This is a genomic window from Paeniglutamicibacter gangotriensis Lz1y (assembly GCF_000348945.1).
Classification (GTDB): Bacteria; Actinomycetota; Actinomycetes; order Actinomycetales; family Micrococcaceae; genus Paeniglutamicibacter; species Paeniglutamicibacter gangotriensis.
Genome location: NZ_AOCK01000003.1, coordinates 122,052 through 137,524, shown reverse-complemented (window position 1 = coordinate 137,524; position 15,473 = coordinate 122,052). Strand labels below are relative to the sequence as shown.

16 protein-coding genes are annotated in these 15,473 nt (G+C 63.1%); 11 read left to right on the top strand and 5 right to left on the bottom strand.

From position 1 onward, the window contains the following. Nucleotides 1–36: 36 nt before the first annotated feature. The 4 genes from pyrH (at nt 37) to ADIAG_RS05920 (ending at nt 3,081) form a co-directional block, all read left to right on the top strand. Nucleotides 37–780 carry a UMP kinase gene (gene pyrH / locus ADIAG_RS05935; protein WP_007270423.1) on the top strand — a complete coding sequence of 248 codons (744 nt, stop codon included), beginning with the start codon at nt 37–39 and terminating at the stop codon, nt 778–780. Between the two features lie 100 nt (nt 781–880). Next, on the top strand, nt 881–1,438 hold the full coding sequence (gene frr, locus ADIAG_RS05930) for a ribosome recycling factor (protein WP_007270422.1): 558 nt from the start codon (nt 881–883) through the stop codon (nt 1,436–1,438). Next, complete coding sequence (locus ADIAG_RS05925; RefSeq protein ID WP_007270421.1) at nt 1,438–2,370, top strand: phosphatidate cytidylyltransferase; 933 nt, start codon at nt 1,438–1,440, stop codon at nt 2,368–2,370. Before frr ends, ADIAG_RS05925 begins: the two co-directional genes overlap by 1 nt. 126 nt (nt 2,371–2,496) lie before the next feature. Then, nucleotides 2,497–3,081 carry a DivIVA domain-containing protein gene (locus tag ADIAG_RS05920; protein ID WP_043473804.1) on the top strand — a complete coding sequence of 195 codons (585 nt, stop codon included), beginning with the start codon at nt 2,497–2,499 and terminating at the stop codon, nt 3,079–3,081. A 173-nt stretch (nt 3,082–3,254) separates the two neighbouring features. Here the strand turns inward: ADIAG_RS05920 and ADIAG_RS05915 are convergent, their stop codons facing one another. From ADIAG_RS05915 to ADIAG_RS05905, 3 genes are read right to left on the bottom strand one after another with little or no spacing between them, the layout of a single operon-like run. Next, nucleotides 3,255–4,742 carry a sodium/solute symporter gene (locus ADIAG_RS05915; protein ID WP_007270419.1) on the bottom strand — a complete coding sequence of 496 codons (1,488 nt, stop codon included), beginning with the start codon at nt 4,740–4,742 and terminating at the stop codon, nt 3,255–3,257. Continuing rightward, nucleotides 4,739–5,164, bottom strand: coding sequence for a hypothetical protein (locus tag ADIAG_RS05910; RefSeq protein WP_007270418.1), 426 nt, complete (start codon nt 5,162–5,164; stop codon nt 4,739–4,741). The genes ADIAG_RS05915 and ADIAG_RS05910 overlap by 4 nt, the downstream gene beginning before the upstream one ends. Further along, nucleotides 5,161–5,877 (bottom strand): LytR/AlgR family response regulator transcription factor, encoded by a 717-nt coding sequence (locus ADIAG_RS05905; RefSeq protein WP_007270417.1) that lies wholly within the window; start codon nt 5,875–5,877, stop codon nt 5,161–5,163. Before ADIAG_RS05905 ends, ADIAG_RS05910 begins: the two co-directional genes overlap by 4 nt. A gap of 380 nt (nt 5,878–6,257) precedes the next feature. Here ADIAG_RS05905 and ADIAG_RS05900 point away from each other — a divergent pair, with 380 nt between their 5' ends. After that, the gene (locus tag ADIAG_RS05900; protein WP_007270416.1) at nt 6,258–6,689 is read left to right on the top strand and encodes a sugar-binding transcriptional regulator; all 432 of its coding nucleotides are present in this window, start codon (nt 6,258–6,260) and stop codon (nt 6,687–6,689) included. Nucleotide 6,690: 1 nt separating this feature from the next. Next, the gene (locus ADIAG_RS05895; protein ID WP_007270415.1) at nt 6,691–7,587 is read left to right on the top strand and encodes a zeta toxin family protein; all 897 of its coding nucleotides are present in this window, start codon (nt 6,691–6,693) and stop codon (nt 7,585–7,587) included. 33 nt (nt 7,588–7,620) lie between these two features. Here the strand turns inward: ADIAG_RS05895 and ADIAG_RS05890 are convergent, their stop codons facing one another. Continuing rightward, on the bottom strand, nt 7,621–8,817 hold the full coding sequence (locus ADIAG_RS05890) for a sensor histidine kinase (RefSeq protein ID WP_007270414.1): 1,197 nt from the start codon (nt 8,815–8,817) through the stop codon (nt 7,621–7,623). Nucleotides 8,818–9,059: 242 nt separating this feature from the next. Between ADIAG_RS05890 and ADIAG_RS05885 the strand changes: the two genes are divergently transcribed. Next, nucleotides 9,060–9,404 carry a DUF485 domain-containing protein gene (locus tag ADIAG_RS05885; protein WP_007270413.1) on the top strand — a complete coding sequence of 115 codons (345 nt, stop codon included), beginning with the start codon at nt 9,060–9,062 and terminating at the stop codon, nt 9,402–9,404. Nucleotides 9,405–9,407: 3 nt separating this feature from the next. Further along, a complete protein-coding gene (locus ADIAG_RS05880) occupies nt 9,408–11,036 on the top strand; it encodes a solute symporter family protein (RefSeq protein WP_007270412.1) in 1,629 nt (542 codons plus the stop codon). Nucleotides 11,037–11,194: 158 nt separating this feature from the next. On the opposite strand, the gene ADIAG_RS05875 is transcribed toward ADIAG_RS05880, so the two are convergent. Continuing rightward, a complete protein-coding gene (locus ADIAG_RS05875; RefSeq protein WP_007270411.1) occupies nt 11,195–11,716 on the bottom strand; it encodes an Lrp/AsnC family transcriptional regulator in 522 nt (173 codons plus the stop codon). A 186-nt stretch (nt 11,717–11,902) separates the two neighbouring features. Between ADIAG_RS05875 and pdhA the strand changes: the two genes are divergently transcribed. From pdhA to ADIAG_RS05860, 3 genes are read left to right on the top strand one after another with little or no spacing between them, the layout of a single operon-like run. Continuing rightward, the gene (pdhA, locus tag ADIAG_RS05870; protein ID WP_407636052.1) at nt 11,903–13,033 is read left to right on the top strand and encodes a pyruvate dehydrogenase (acetyl-transferring) E1 component subunit alpha; all 1,131 of its coding nucleotides are present in this window, start codon (nt 11,903–11,905) and stop codon (nt 13,031–13,033) included. Further along, nucleotides 13,030–14,037 carry an alpha-ketoacid dehydrogenase subunit beta gene (locus tag ADIAG_RS05865; RefSeq protein ID WP_007270409.1) on the top strand — a complete coding sequence of 336 codons (1,008 nt, stop codon included), beginning with the start codon at nt 13,030–13,032 and terminating at the stop codon, nt 14,035–14,037. The genes pdhA and ADIAG_RS05865 overlap by 4 nt, the downstream gene beginning before the upstream one ends. Further along, a complete protein-coding gene (locus tag ADIAG_RS05860; RefSeq protein WP_007270408.1) occupies nt 14,034–15,395 on the top strand; it encodes a dihydrolipoamide acetyltransferase family protein in 1,362 nt (453 codons plus the stop codon). The genes ADIAG_RS05865 and ADIAG_RS05860 overlap by 4 nt, the downstream gene beginning before the upstream one ends. Nucleotides 15,396–15,473 lie beyond the last annotated feature (78 nt).

The following is a 15,473-nucleotide window of genomic DNA, read 5'->3' as shown; positions in this document are numbered from 1 at the left end:
CGGCAGCGGCCCGCACGCAGGAGGAATGAGACCCCCATGGACGCAACCCTCGAACCGAACCACCACACCCTTGCCCCGCGCCGCCGGCGGGTATTGCTGAAGCTTTCCGGTGAGGTCTTTGGCGGCGGCAAGCTGGGCGTCGACCCGGTCACCGTGCGCGGCGTCGCCGAGCAGATCGCGGCAACCGTCGGAAAGGTCGAGGTCGCCATCGTCGTGGGCGGCGGAAACTTCTTCCGTGGCGCCGAACTCTCGGCCTCCGGCATGGACCGCTCGCGCGCCGACTACATGGGAATGCTGGGAACCGTGATGAACTGCCTGGCCCTGCAGGACTTCCTGGAACAGGCGGGCGTCGACACGCGCGTCCAGTCAGCGATCTCCATGGCCCAGGTCGCCGAGACCTACATTCCGCGCCGTGCCATCCGCCACATGGAAAAGGACCGCGTCGTGATCTTCGGCGCCGGCGCCGGCCTGCCCTACTTCTCCACCGACACGGTCGCTGCCCAGCGTGCGCTGGAGGTCGACGCGGACGTGGTGCTGATGGCCAAGAGCGGGGTTGACGGCGTGTACACCGCGGACCCGAAGAAGGACCCGACCGCCACCAAGCTTGAGCACCTCACCTACGACGAGGCGCTGATCAAGGACATCCGGGTCATGGACCAGACCGCGATGACCATGTGCAAGGACAACAAGCTGGAGATGATGGTCTTTGGCATGGAAGGGGACGGAAACGTCACCCGTGCGATCCTTGGCGAAAATATCGGTACCCGCGTCACCGTCTAGGTGCTCCGTGCCATGCCCGTGCGTGGCATAGGATTGTTTGTAAGCCCAAAATTATCCGGCCCGACCCGTCCAGCGGGTGGCCGATTCTAAGGAGTAGACCGTGATTGAGGAAGTACTCGCCGAAGCCGCCGACAAGATGGAACGAACCATCGAATCCGCGAAGGAGGATTTCTCCGCGATCCGTACGGGCCGCGCACACCCCGGAATGTACGCCAAGGTGATGGTGGACTACTACGGCACCCCGACCCCGCTGCAGCAGCTGGCGTCCTTCGCGGTTCCCGAAGCCCGCACCATCCTGATCAACCCCTACGATGTCACGGCATTGCGTGCCATCGAAAAGGCCTTGGGCGATTCCGAGGTCGGTGCTAACCCGTCCAACGATGGCAAGACCATTCGCGTGATCATGCCGGTGCTGACCGAGGAACGCCGCAAGGAATACGTCAAGGTTGTCCGCACCAAGGGTGAAGACGCCAAGGTCGCGCTGCGCAACCTGCGCCGCAAGGCCAAGGACACCATTGACAAGCTGGTCAAGGACGGCGACATCGGCGAAGACGAAGGCTCGCGTGCCGAGAAGGAACTCGATGCACTGACCAAGTCGCACGCCGATGGCATCGACGACTTGCTCAAGCGCAAGGAAACTGAGCTGCTGGAAGTCTAATGTCCAACCCCACCGAGCCGAGCGAGGGAGCCGCAGGGTCCCTTCCGGAGCCGTCGCCGGGCACCGGCGGGCTTGAACCACGGACACGCCGAAGCAGCAGAGGCACCAAGAAGAAAACGTCGCGGGCCGGCCGGGATCTCCCGGCGGCCATCGTCGTGGGGTTGTTGCTGCTGGCGGTTGTCCTCACCGGTCTTTTCTGGCTGCCGCTGGCGTTTGTCGCCACGGTGGCGGTCTTCGGGGTCGTGGGCTGTTGGGAGATTGCCCGGGCCCTGAACGGCACGGGCATCGACACGCCGCTGGTGCCGTTGGCCGTGGGCGGCATTGCGATGCCGTTCTGCGCCTACTACGGCGGGCTGGAGGCCCTGGGCCTGGCGTTCACCGCCAGCGCACTGCTGGTGTTCCTCTGGCGCATCTTTGAGGGCCCGGCCAAGTCGGTGGCCTCCGTGGTGAGCAGCATCTTCGTGCTCACCTGGGTGCCGCTGCTGCTGTCCTTTGCGGTATTGCTGCTCAACGAACCGCGTGGCTACCTGATGGTGACCACGATGCTGTTGCTGGTCGTTTCCAACGACACCTTCGGATATCTGGTCGGTGTGCTCTTCGGCAAGCGGCCGATGGCCCCGAAGATCAGCCCGAAAAAGTCTTGGGAAGGCTTCGCCGGTTCGGTGGCAGGGGCCACAGCGGTAGGTATCGCCGCGGCCGTGTTCCTGCTGGATGTGCCCTGGTGGGTCGGCATCCCGCTGGCGGTGGCGACAGTGACTGCCGCAACCGCGGGGGACCTGTCCGAATCCATGGTCAAGCGGGAGCTGGGCATCAAGGACATGAGCAACATCCTGCCGGGCCACGGCGGGGTCATGGATCGGCTCGATTCGGTCGTCTTTGCTGTCCCGGTAACGTATATCCTCACCATTTTTCTGATCCCCGGCGCGCGCTGACCCTCACGTCGGCACCGCTTCCCTAAAATAGATATGCTGGCAGGGGAGAAAAGGCCAGGAATGCTCCGCCCGCCGCACCACAGTGCCGGTTTACCGGCACGCAACACCGAGATCAAGGAAAGAATTGTGAGTCAGGAAAAGGCACAGACGGCCCCCGCACCTTTTGAACGTGTCGGGGAGAAGGACTTTGGTTACAACACCAAACAGGTCGATGTCTTCCTCGCCCGCGCCCGCGCCACGTTCAATGGAGACGGTGACGACGATTCGATCGTCACCAGCCATATGGTCCGACGCACGGTCTTCCCGGCCCAACGCGGAGGCTACAGCGCCCGCGAGGTCGATGGGGCGCTGGACCGCCTCGAGGACGTTTTTGCCCAGCGTGAGCGTGACGCCCTGATCCAGTCCAACGGCGAAGAAGCCTGGCTGCAGCAGGTCGGCCGGCTCTCGGCCATTTTGCGCGGCCGACTGCACCGTTCCCCGGGCGAGCGTTTCCGCCGCCCCTCACGCGCTAACGCTCCGAGCTACAACGTGCAGGATGTGGACAAGCTCTGCTCCCAACTCGTTGACTACTTCGAAAAAGACGTCCCGATGAGCGTGGACACCGTGCGTCGGGCCGAATTCCGCCGCGCCGAGGGCGAGCACGGATACGAGGAGTCGCAGGTTGACGCGTTCCTTGATCGCGTCGTGGAGCTGATGGCCTCGATCGACTGATCGATGAGCTGAAGCGCTCAAGGATTCAACACGGCTGGCGCCGGGCACCGGGGGAAGAACCTTCTGGAAGCCCGGCGCCAGCCGTATTTTTATGTGGGCAGGCAGGGCCAGAAGCCGGCGGGCCGATGATCTGGGCCAACGACGGGTGGTTGCTTCTAACCGTTGGTGAAGGCTTAGGGCAGCGTGTCCAGGCGTGCCTCGGGCACGTGCAGCCGGGCCATGACCGCGTCGATCCGGGCCGGGGTGCTGCGCCGGGTAGCCAGCGAGACGGTGATCATCACCAGGAACGCCAGCGGCACGCACCAGGCGGCCGGCTGGGCTAGCAGCGCATGCATGGAGCCGGGCTCGTTGGGCAACACGCTGGCAAGCCCCAGGGAGACCCCGCAGCTGATGGCCCCGGTGAGCATCCCGGAGATCGCCCCGGCCACGCTCAGCCCCCGCCACCAGATCCCTAGCAACAGCAGCGGGCAGATGGTTGCAGCGGTGAAGGCAAAGACCGAGCCGATGGCCCCGGCCAACGCCAAGCTGGAGGTGCCCAGGGCCACCAGCAACGGGACCACCGTGGCAATGACCGTGGAGATCCGAAATCCGCGCACCGTGCCACGGAACAAATCCTGGGAGATGGTTCCGGCCAACGACACCACCAGCCCGGATGAGGTGGACAGGAACGCGGCGAAGGCCCCGCCGATGATGATCGCGGTCAGTGCGTCCCCGGCGGCGGTGCCGCCCAGGATCCGGCCGGGCAGCAGCAGCACCGTGGCATCCGCGTTTCCGCTGATGGCTAGTTCCGGGGTGTAGGCCCTGCCCAGCACGCCAAGGATCGTGGGGAAGATGTAAAACAGTGCCAGCAGACCCAGCACTATTGCTGTGGTCTTGCGCGCTGAAGGTCCGTCGGGGTTGGTGTAGAAACGCACCAGCACGTGGGGCAGCCCCAGCGTGCCAAAGAGCAGGGCCACCAGCAAGGAAATGTTGTAGTACAGGCCCTTGTTGGCGCCCGATCCGGTGCCCCGGTCAAAGACGGCCCCGTCGAGGGTCGCCGATTCCCCGATCACGCTCAGGTGCAGCAGCAAGAACACCACCGGGATCGCCAGCGCGGCTAACTTGAGCCAGTACTGGAAGGCCTGCACGAAGGTGATCGAGCGCATGCCGCCGGCCAGCACCGTGACACAGACGATTCCCATCACCAGCACCGAGCCCAACCATCCGGGCAGTCCGGTGCTGATCCCCAGGGTCAGCGAGGCGCCGTGCAGCTGCGGGACGATGTACAGCCAACAGATGACCACCACCAAAAAGCTGGTCAGCCGGCGCAGTGTCATGGACCCCAAGCGGATCTGCGCGAAGTCCGGGATGGTGTAGGCCCGTGAGCGGCGCAGCGGGGCCGCGACGAAGAGCAACAGCATCAGATACCCGGCCGTATAACCGATCGGGAACCACAAACCGTCCTGCCCGGAGACTACGATCAGCCCGGCAATGCCCAGGAAGGACGCCGCGGAGAGATATTCCCCGCCGATGGCGCTGGCGTTCCACCAGGGTTTGACGGTGCGCGAGGCCACGTAGAAGTCCCCGGTGGTCCGCGAGAGCCGTAACCCGTTGATGGCAATCAGGACCGTGGCCACGCAGACCAGCAGCACGGAAAGGATGGCGACGGCAGAATTGATCATTTCTTGGCGATGCTCCGGTACTGGGCCTCGTTGCGGGCCGCTGCCTTGTTGAACAGCATGGCCGAGACCATGATCAGCGGGTAAACACCCACGCCCAGCAGCCACCAGGGCAGCGGGATGGTGGCCAGGCGGATGTCGTTGATCTGCGGCCAGGTGAACACCATAACGGCCAAGCCCACCAGTAGCAGCAGGAAGCCCAGGGCCACCGAGACCGCCAGGCGCAATTGCGAGCGGATCAACGAATGCACATAGAAGGTGTCTGCGGCATCAGGGGCCGTGCGTCGGGGGAGGTTGAGTATGGTTCCGGCCGGTGCACTGACTCGCACCCGGGTGCCGGTGGGCGCCGGCAGGCTCGCTTCGAACGGGGAACCGGCGCTTTCCCCGTTCGAGGCAGGCGCTGTCTCGGGACCCGGTTTGGTCACAGCGGGCGGACCCGGTTGGCGGCCAGACGTTCACGCAGATAGGGCAGGGCCCGGCGCGAGACCGGCAGCTCGATGCCGCCGATGAGCACCGCGGCCTTGCCGGTGGCCAGCTTGACGGTGTCGATCTTATCCATGGCGACCAGGTAGGAGCGGTGGATGCGGACGTAGCCGGCGGAGCCCCATTGCTGCTCGAGGTCGTTGAGCGGCACCCGGATCAGGTAGCTGCCGTCCTTGGTGTGCAGCCGGGCATAATCGCCCTGGGCCTGTACGTAGCGGATCTCATCACGCAGGATCATCTTGGTGATCCCGCCCTGGTCCACCGTGACGACCTCGGGTTTGGCGCTTTCTTCCTCCGCCAGCTCGCAGATCCGGCGGATCGACTCGGCCAGGCGTTCGGGGCGTACGGGTTTGAGCACGTAGTCCAGGGCCGCCAGTTCGAAGGCCTCCAGGGCTTGGTCTTCATCGGCGGTGACGAAGACGACCGCCGGGGGCCGAGTAAAGCGGGAAATGACCCGGGCGATGTCCAGTCCGGAGAGCGCGGGCATGTGGATATCCAAGAAGAGGGCGTCGACCTCGAATTCCTCGAGGGCCTTGAGCGCCTCGGCCCCGGAATTGGCGCGATGGATGGTTCCCACCCTCGAATCGAGCGACAGCAAATATGCCAATTCCTCGACGGCAGGCAATTCGTCATCGGCCACGACCACATTAATCATGGAAGACATTTTACCCGGCAACCCGGACGAACCTGTAGGGGCGCGCTACTTCGGGAGAGGCAGGTGTGTCGACCTCCGAATCACATGCCGGTAGACGTGGCACAAAAGACCAAGCTTGCGCAGAAGTTTTCAGCGCGGACTTACCCCTTTCCGCAAGGATCCAGCGATCTGCCGTTTCGGTGTAGGTAGTGGGCCATGGCGCAGGCGAGTGTGGTGTGTACGAACTGCAGGAAGAACGGGAGCGACTTCCACCTCGGTGGCGCTCACGCGTTTTCCCGGCGATAAATTTCTGTTGGTCCCCAGCCCCTGTCGGAATGCGCGGGGGAGCAGTAGCGTTCTACTTATACATTATGTATCTGGAACGTATGGAAGGACACCTGATGTTGACCATCCACGATGAGCTGGCGCAGGTCTTCGCGATTGGGGAGCTTAACCGACTGGACCGTTTGCGCGCATGTGCAAAAGCAAACGAAAAGGGACTAGGGCAAGCGGATATTGCTATGCGACTAGGTGTCTCCCAGCCGGAGATACATCGGATGCTACGCAAGATCAAAAACTTTCCCAGTCTGTTGCGAGAAACCCCGCGCGTAGTCATCCTGCAATTTCACGCAGAGAGGATCAGCCATGCACAAATGATGGAGACACTTCGCCAATGGCCATTCACCTTTGGTGAAGATGCAGAACCTTCGAATCCCGAGAGCGTCCTGACGCGTGGAAGCTGGGATGAGATTACTGACGCTTTCCACCGGGATCTGATTGACGTGGACGATTATGAAGAGCTTTGCAAGGTCGTAACAAGCGCGGCTGAGTAGCGTGGCATCAGACGCGCTGCGACTGGTAGAACGGGAACTAAACGAGCTCTCGAAGCCGGGGGCGTCATTTGACAGGAACTCGGTACTCGCTACTTATCGACCGGATAAACCCGTCAGCTCCGACCGCATCAGGTTTCAGCGTCGCCTGATCGACGAGTTCCTTTCAGAAGATGGCGACGAAATAGAAAAGGGTGCCGAGTTTGCCGTGCTCATTACTGCAGGCCCTCCGGGCGCAGGGAAATCGACCCGCATTGACGAGTTCAATCTTGTTGAGAAGGGCTGGAGAAAAATCGATGCCGATCGGATCAAGCTGAAGTTGCTTGCGGAGGCACGTAATTCGGGGCGGTTCGACCCACAAATGTCGACCTTGTTGGCGGATGGGTACCCCGTGATGCTCAATGAGTTGTCTTCGCTGGTCCATAACGAAAGTGTGTTCTTGGCCGATCAGATCATGACGAGATGTCTTGAGGCCGGTGAAAATATCGTGATTGAGGGAACCTTGTCGTGGGAAGGCAGGGGGCCTTACCTCTTGGAAGCCCTTGAACTGCATGACTATCGGAAGGTCGTCATTCTCGACGTTGAAGTCGAACTGGCGACTGCACTTGAACAGGCTTATACCCGCTGGGCGCAGGGCAGAAATGCGACCATTGAAGGTCGTTCGACCGAAGGTGGACGATTCACCCTGAGTGCCGCTATTACCTCGATGTATCAGGGAGGGAAAGCAATCAGCTGCTGCAACAGAAACGCTGTTGATTTTTTTACGGATGAGAAGGCGGCCAGCTTTGACGATATCAAGTTGGTGGTTGCCGTTAATGATTCTGAGGCAACGGTGCAGGAATACCAGCGGATACTCGGTGAATACGCAACGCCGGAACCGACGTACTTGTCCGATCGCTGATAATCCCTCCCTCTTGGTTGGCGCGCAAGGGGTCTAGCCGACCGAGGCCGGAGCCGAAGGTTCCACCCCGGGGCGGAACTTGGGGATGCGCATGGTGATCAGCGTGCCGGCGCCCGGGGCGGTGTCGATGACCAGCCCATGGGCATCCCCGTACACCTGGCGTAGTCGCACATCCACATTGCGCAGGCCCACATGGATGGATTCGGTGGTGCCAGCCAGCACCGCCTGCAGGGCCACCGGGTCGATGCCCACCCCGTCGTCCTCCACGGTGATCAACGCGTACTCCCCGGAGTCAGAGGCGCTGATGGTGATCCTTCCGCCGCCGGGCTTGGACTCTAGTCCGTGGCGCACAGCATTTTCCACCAGCGGTTGCAGACTCAAAAAAGGGATGGCGGTGGCCAGCACCTCCGGGGCAATGGCCAGGGAAACCCTGATGCGTTCGCCGAAGCGTGCCTTTTCCAGCAGCAGGTATCTATCGATGGCTGTCAGTTCCTCGGCCAGCGTGGTGAAGTCTCCGTGCCGGCGGAAGGAATAGCGGGTGAAGTCGGCGAACTCCACCACCAGCTCACGTGCTCGGGCCGGGTCGGTGTTGATGAATGAGGCGATCGCGTTCAGTGAGTTGTAGATGAAATGCGGGCTGATCTGGGCGCGCAGCGCGCGGACCTCGGCCTCCATGAGTAGCGCGCGGGAGGCATCAAGCTCGGCCAGGCCCACCTGTGCGGCAACCCAGTCGGCGACCTCGGCCACCGCGCGGACAAACCCTGCGCCCGCGCGCGGGATGTAGGCGCAGACGGTGCCCACCGGGGTGTCTCCGACCATGATCGGGGCGCAGACCATGTCGGCGGAGTCCGAGCGTTTGACCTGGGTGCGGGTGGTGGACAGCGCGGTGGCGGCAAGCTCGAGGGCGGCGGCAGTGCCGCGGTGCTCGTCCTCGGGGAGGGTTCCGTCCACCGCAAGCACCGCGGAGTTGTCGGTGATCAGCAACGCCTGGGCCGCCAGCAGCGAGCGCAGGTGCTTCGAAGCGGTGGCGGCACCCTCGGGGGTTAACCCCTGGGCCAGGTGCGGGGCCGCGACGGAGACCTGGTGCAGGGTCTCGAACGTGGCTTTTTCGGCGTCGGTGCCCAAGTCGCGGGTGGAGCGGGCGATCTTGAACCCGAGGTAGCCCACCAGGGCGCCGCCGACCACGACAGTGGCCACGATGAGGGTCATTTGCAGTGCGGTGGAGAGCATGATTACCAGCGTACGCGGAGCCGAAACCGGCGTGCCGTTCGTCGCCGCGCGACACCGCTTGGCGCATGCCGGGGACCGCTTGGCGGTTGCCCGGTCCGGCCCCCTTTCCGCCGGATGCGCCCATGCAGCACAGTGATCTTAGTCACCAAGCCAGGTGGCCTGCCTAACAGTCCAGCGATGAGCCGGGTTAGCACCAAGAGGTATAGCACCTGGCGCCTTGAATCCCTTGAGAAGGAGGAATCATGAGCACCACCGAAGAATCGGATCTTGGAACCGGCATAGATTTTGTGCAGGAGCAAGAATCGGCCGAGTTCAAGGATCTGCGCAAGACTCACCGCAGCTTCGTGTTCCCGATGGCCGTCTTTTTCCTGTTGTGGTACTTCGCCTATGTTTTGTTGGCGGACTACGCGCACGAATTCATGTCCATCAAGGTGTGGGGCAACTTCAACATGGGTCTGTTACTGGGTCTGTTGCAGTTTGTCTCCACCTTCGGCATCACCGCCGCGTATGTGTCCTACAGCAATAAGAAGATCGACCCGAAGGCCACTGCGATCCGCACGCGCCTCGAAGCACAGGAAGGGGAGTAGACCATGAACATTTTGAGTGCTTCGGTCCTCGCCGCGGCCGCGGAGTCGACCCAGGTCGGCAACCCGTGGGTTAATATCGGCATCTTCGGCATCTTCGTGGGCATCACCCTGGTGGTGGTGCTCAAGGCCTCGAGCAATAACAAGACCGCCGCCGACTACTACGCCGGCGGGCGTTCCTTCACCGGAACCCAGAACGGCACCGCAATCGCCGGTGACTACCTCTCGGCAGCATCCTTCCTAGGCATTGTTGGCGCCATCGCCATCAACGGCTACGACGGATTCCTGTACTCCATCGGTTTCCTGGTCGCCTGGCTCGTGGCCCTGCTGCTGGTCGCCGAACTGCTGCGCAACACCGGCAAATTCACCATGGCCGATGTGCTCTCCTTCCGTCTGAAGCAGCGCCCGGTGCGCATCGCCGCGGCGATCTCCACCCTCGCGGTCTGCGTCTTCTACCTGCTGGCACAGATGGCCGGTGCCGGTGCACTGGTTTCCCTGTTGCTGGGTATCGATAGCAGGATGGGCCAGTCACTGGTCATCGTCGTGGTCGGCGCGCTGATGATTGTCTACGTACTCATCGGTGGCATGAAGGGCACCACCTGGGTGCAGATCATCAAGGCCTGCCTGCTGATTGCCGGAGCCTTCCTCATGACGATCATGGTGCTGGCAGCCTACGGCTTCAACTTCTCCGCACTGCTCGGTGCCGCGGTTGAATCCGCAGGCACCCCTGACATCCTGAACCCGGGACTTCAGTACGGCAAGTCGGAGACCTCGAAGATCGACTTCATCTCCCTGGCTCTGGCCCTGGTGCTCGGCACCGCCGGGCTGCCGCACGTGCTGATGCGTTTCTACACGGTTCCCACGGCCAAGGAAGCCCGCCGCTCGGTGGTCTGGGCCATCTGGCTCATCGGCGCCTTCTACCTCTTCACCCTGGTGCTTGGATACGGCGCCGGAGCGATGATCGGTGCAGACAAGATCAAGGCCGCCCCGGGCGGCGTGAACTCCGCAGCCCCGCTGCTGGCCTTCGAACTCGGCGGCCCGTTGCTGCTGGGCTTGATCTCCGCGGTTGCCTTCGCCACGATCCTTGCGGTGGTTGCCGGGCTGACCATCACCGCTGCTGCATCCTTCGCCCACGATGTTTACGCCTCGGTGATTGCCAAGGGCAAGAGCACCCCGGAGAAGGAAATGAAGGTGGCCCGCCGCACGGTGGTGGTCATCGGCGTCTTCGCCATCCTCGGTGGCATCGGTGCGCAGGGTCAGAACGTTGCCTTCCTGGTGGCCTTGGCCTTCGCTGTCGCCGCCTCGGCCAACCTGCCGACCATTCTGTACTCGCTGTTCTGGAAGAAGTTCACCACCCAGGGCGCTGTCTGGTCCATGGTGGGCGGCCTCGGCTCGGCCATCTTGCTGATCGTCTTCTCGCCGGTCATGTCGGGTCTGGAGACCTCCATGATCCCGGGCGCGGACTTTGCGATCTTCCCGCTGGCCAACCCGGGCATCGTCTCGATCCCGCTGGCCTTCATCCTGGGCTGGTTGGGTTCGGTGCTGGATAAGAACACCGAGGACCCGATCAAGTCCGCAGAAATGGAAGTCCGCTCGCTCACAGGTATCGGCGCCGAAAAGGCCGTCGACCACTAATACCGCTGATCGACTGATTGCCGCCAAGTCGGTGTGGTTCCTTCCCGGACGGAAAGGAACCACACCGCCTTTGGTTTGCCCGGGGCCGGCCAGTGGCCAGGGGTTGAGCTTGAACGCATCGAAAGTCCGGGATGCGGCCAGCGGATGCGGGAGAAAATTTAGCCGGCGACTTCTGCAGCACTGCCCGTGGATCTGGAGCCGGTACCGTTTCCTGCTGCCAAGCGCAGGTCCATCAGCGAGGTGGTGCGGTGGGGGATGAGCTCGGCCATTGATAGGGAGGTGTCCGCGCGTTCCACCCCCTCGATGGCCAGAATCTGGCCGTTAACCCGGAAGAGCTCCTCGGCGCCGGATGCCACCACGCGGGCCAGAATATCGGCAGAACCGGTGACCCCGTGTGCCTCGATGATTTCCGGGATGGCCTTGAGCTGTTCGACGATCTGGCCCAGCAAACGTTGCTGGACGTGGATGTGCACGAAGCTGACCAGCCCGAAGCCTAGGGCGGCGGGATTGACCCGTTGTTCGAAGGGCAGCAGCGCACCGTTGGATTCAAGCCTGACCAGTCGGGCTTGGACGGTGTTGCGGCTCAGGCTCAGTTCGGTGGCCAAGGCCACGGCGCTGGCTTTGGGGCGGGCGCACATCGCGGACAGGATGCGCAGGTCGGTGGTGTCCAAGTGTTGCATATTGCGCAAGATTAGCACCGTGTGAGGGTCGTGGATAGTGCATGTTGCCCAATCCTGATTCGAAGGATTGTGCGGACTGCATTCTGTGAGTAGCATCACAGGTAGGTGAGGGCGATGAGGCTCCGCCTGGCAGGAGCGTTACGTCCCACCGGAATGCCGCGACTGTTTCCGCAATCGATGCAAAGGATGCTGACCGTGTCCCTCACGTTTGATTCCCCGGCCCCCGAGGAAACCGAAAACTACCTTCAGGTGGTGGCCCCCGACGGGACCCGTCGGCCCTGCCCCGAGCTTGACGAATGGGTCAAGGACCTTGACGTCCCGGCCCTGGAAAAGCTTTATATCGACATGGCCTGCATCCGCCGCCTCGACATGGAGGGCACCGCCCTGCAACGTCAGGGAGAGCTGGGGCTTTGGGCCCCGCTGCTGGGCCAGGAAGCCTCGCAGATCGGTTCCGGCCGCGCCCTAGAGCATGATGACTTCATCTTCCCTTCCTACCGCGAGCATGGTGTGGCATATTGCCGCGGCATCGACCCGCACGACTTGCTGCGCATGTGGCGAGGGGCTGCCCCCAGCGGGTGGAACCCCTACGAGGTCAACATGGCCAACCAGCAGATCGTCATTGGCGCCCAGACCCTGCACGCCGCAGGCTACGCAATGGGGCTGAAGTTTGATGGCTCGCAGGCCGCGGCCATCGCCTACTTCGGTGACGGGGCCACCAGCCAGGGAGATGTCAGCGAGGCCATGGTCTTCGCCGCCAGCTACCAGGCACCGGTCGTGTTCTTCTGCCAGAACAACCACTGGGCCATTTCCGAACCGGTAAGCACCCAGACCACCGGATACATCGCAGATCGCGCGGCCGGCTTCGGGTTGGCCACCTGGCGGGTAGACGGCAACGACGTCATCGCCGTCATGGCAGCCACCCGTGCAGCCCTGGCCCACGTGCGCACCGGAAGCGGACCGGCGTTCATCGAGGCAGTGACCTACCGGATGGGTGCACATACCACCGCCGATGACCCCACCCGGTACCGGGACGCGCTGGAACTCGAGGAATGGGCGGCCAAGGATCCACTGGACCGCATCGCCGCACACCTGGGAGGACTCGGAGCCGACCTCGAGGAACTCAAGCAACGCACCGAAAAGGCCACCAACGATATGGCCGCCGGGTTGCGTGAAGCCATCACCTCGATGCCCGATCCCGAGGTCGAGGACCTCTTCACCAACGTCTACAGCCACCCGCACCCCCGGTTGGATGAGCAACGTGAAAACTACGCAAACTACCTTTCCGGTTTTGCCCAGGAAGCGGAGGCCGCCAAATGACATCACTTACTTTCTCCCAGGCCCTGAACACCTCGCTGCGCGACTCGATGGAACGCGATGACAAGGTTCTGCTGATGGGCGAGGACATCGGCAAGCTCGGCGGAGTCTTCCGGATCACCGACGGTCTGCAAAAAGACTTCGGACAGCACCGTGTCATCGATACCCCGTTGGCCGAGTCCGGCATCGTGGGTGCCGCGATCGGCCTGGCATTCCGCGGCTACCGACCCGTGGTGGAAATCCAGTTCGACGGTTTCGTCTACCCCGCCTTCGACCAGATCGTGTCCCAGCTGGCCAAGATGCATTTCCGCTCGCGCGGAAACGTCAAGCTCCCGGTCACCATCCGCATCCCCTTCGGCGGAGGCATCGGCTCCCCGGAACACCACTCCGAATCTCCCGAGGCTTACTTCGCTCACACCGCCGGGCTGCGGGTCGTTTCCCCCTCGAACCCGCAAGATGCCTACACCATGCTGGCCCAGGCGATCGCCGACGATGACCCGGTGATCTTCATGGAACCCAAACGCAGATACCACACCCGCGGAGAGGTGGACACGGAGCTGGTCCCCGAGCCCGGATCGCTCTACCGGGCCAATGTGCTCCGGGAAGGCCGCGATCTCACCCTGATCGCCTATGGTCCGCTGGTGAAGACCGCGCTGGATGCGGCCGAGGCTGCAGTGGATGAAGGCGTCGACATCGAAGTCATCGACCTGCGCAGCATCGAACCGGTGGACTTTGAAACCCTGACCGCCTCGGTGCGCAAGACCGGGCGGGTACTGATCACCCATGAGGCTTCGATCTCCGGCGGTATCGGTGCCGAACTGTCCGCCAGCCTCACCGAGCGGTGCTTCGACCACCTGGACCACGCACCGGTACGGGTCACCGGGTTCGATATTCCCTACCCGCCGGCAAAACTCGAAAGCCACCACCTGCCCGATCTAGACCGGATCCTTGACGGGGTCGACAGGGCCATGCGCCGCAATCCACCACTGGTGGGAGAGGACGGATGAACACGATCATGGAAAAACTTTTTAACCTCCCCGACCTAGGCGAAGGCCTGACCGAATCGGAGATCCTGTCGTGGCGCGTTTCCGTGGGCGACACCGTGGAACTAAACCAAGTCATTGCCGAGATTGAGACGGCCAAGGCCGTCGTGGAACTTCCATCGCCGTTTTCCGGAGTGGTGAAGAAGGTCTATGAACAGGCCGGAACCGTGGTGAATGTCGGATCCCCGATCATCTCCTTCGACGTTCCTGGGGTCCCCGGGGCCGCGGGCAGCACCCCGGCGCCGGAACCCGCAGCGCAGCGCCAACCGACCTTGGTTGGATACGGCGCCGCAGCCGAGCCCGGCAGGCGCCGGGCTCGCAAGGCCAGCAGCAACGAATCGGTCCCAGCAGCGCAGCCGGCACCCGTTGCCGCAGCACGCCAATCCCCGGAACCAGCCAGTCCCGGACTACGGCTCGTGGACAGCACACCGGCCACCGGCGCACCGGAAGGGATCGGGCACCTGCGTGCCAGGCCCCCGGTGCGCAAACTTGCGCGCGACCACGACATCGATCTGGCAGGACTGCAAGGCACCGGCACCCATGGGCTGATCACTCGGGAGGACGTGATGCGAGCCGTCGAGGCCCCCGCGCTCACCCCGGCTGTGGCGATGCCTGCTGTCGCGGGGGAGACCCGGACCCCGATCCGGGGCGTACGCAAGGCCACCGCCGCGGCGATGGTCGCCAGCGCCTTCACCGCCCCGCACGTCACCGAGTTCCTGAGCGTTGATGTCACCGAAACCATGGAGTTGCTTGAACGACTGCGTTCCTCGCGCCGCTTCAAGGACGTGAAGATCACGCTGACGACGCTGGTGTCCAAGGTCGTGGTCCTCGCCCTGGCCAAGCACCGCACGCTGAACGCACATTGGGATCAGGAACACGGCGAAATCGTCGAATACGCCCACGTGAACCTCGGCAGCGCCGCGGCCACGGGACGTGGCTTGATGGTGCCGGTGATCCACAACGCCCACGAGATGGACTTGGCCACCTTGGCCGAGGCCACCGGGGAGCTGACCCGCGCCGCCCGCGAGGGAACCATCACCCCTGCCCAGCTCAGCGGCGGAACCTTCAGTATCAGCAACGTGGGTGTCTTTGGCATCGACGGGGGAACTCCGATCTTGCCGCCCGGGCAGGCCGGGATCTTGGCGGTGGGCCAGGTACGCAAGATGCCGTGGGAGTACCAAGACGAAATCGCGCTACGACAGGTCATGATGCTTTCGTTGTCTTTCGACCACCGACTGGTGGATGGCGAACAAGGTGCCAAGTTCCTGGCCGAGGTCGGTGCGGTTCTTAAGGATCCGGCGATGCTCATGGGCCTGGTCTAGCCACAGCGGCCGGAGGATCAATCTACGGCCGCTGTCAGTTTGACAACATGAATTATGACGAACTTTGTGTGGTATGTG

What these genes read in the sequence shown, in the direction of transcription:
- ADIAG_RS05860 (WP_007270408.1), top strand. Translation starts at nt 14,034, where the DNA reads ATGAACACGATCATGGAAAAACTTTTTAACCTCCCCGACCTAGGCGAA.
- ADIAG_RS05905 (WP_007270417.1), bottom strand. Translation starts at nt 5,877, where the DNA reads ATGATTAATGTGGTCGTGGCCGATGACGAATTGCCTGCCGTCGAGGAA.
- ADIAG_RS05890 (WP_007270414.1), bottom strand. Translation starts at nt 8,817, where the DNA reads ATGCTCTCCACCGCACTGCAAATGACCCTCATCGTGGCCACTGTCGTG.
- ADIAG_RS05925 (WP_007270421.1), top strand. Translation starts at nt 1,438, where the DNA reads ATGTCCAACCCCACCGAGCCGAGCGAGGGAGCCGCAGGGTCCCTTCCG.
- pdhA (WP_407636052.1), top strand. Translation starts at nt 11,903, where the DNA reads ATGCTGACCGTGTCCCTCACGTTTGATTCCCCGGCCCCCGAGGAAACC.
- ADIAG_RS05885 (WP_007270413.1), top strand. Translation starts at nt 9,060, where the DNA reads ATGAGCACCACCGAAGAATCGGATCTTGGAACCGGCATAGATTTTGTG.
- ADIAG_RS05900 (WP_007270416.1), top strand. Translation starts at nt 6,258, where the DNA reads ATGTTGACCATCCACGATGAGCTGGCGCAGGTCTTCGCGATTGGGGAG.
- ADIAG_RS05875 (WP_007270411.1), bottom strand. Translation starts at nt 11,716, where the DNA reads ATGCAACACTTGGACACCACCGACCTGCGCATCCTGTCCGCGATGTGC.
- pyrH (WP_007270423.1), top strand. Translation starts at nt 37, where the DNA reads ATGGACGCAACCCTCGAACCGAACCACCACACCCTTGCCCCGCGCCGC.
- ADIAG_RS05865 (WP_007270409.1), top strand. Translation starts at nt 13,030, where the DNA reads ATGACATCACTTACTTTCTCCCAGGCCCTGAACACCTCGCTGCGCGAC.
- ADIAG_RS05915 (WP_007270419.1), bottom strand. Translation starts at nt 4,742, where the DNA reads ATGATCAATTCTGCCGTCGCCATCCTTTCCGTGCTGCTGGTCTGCGTG.
- ADIAG_RS05880 (WP_007270412.1), top strand. Translation starts at nt 9,408, where the DNA reads ATGAACATTTTGAGTGCTTCGGTCCTCGCCGCGGCCGCGGAGTCGACC.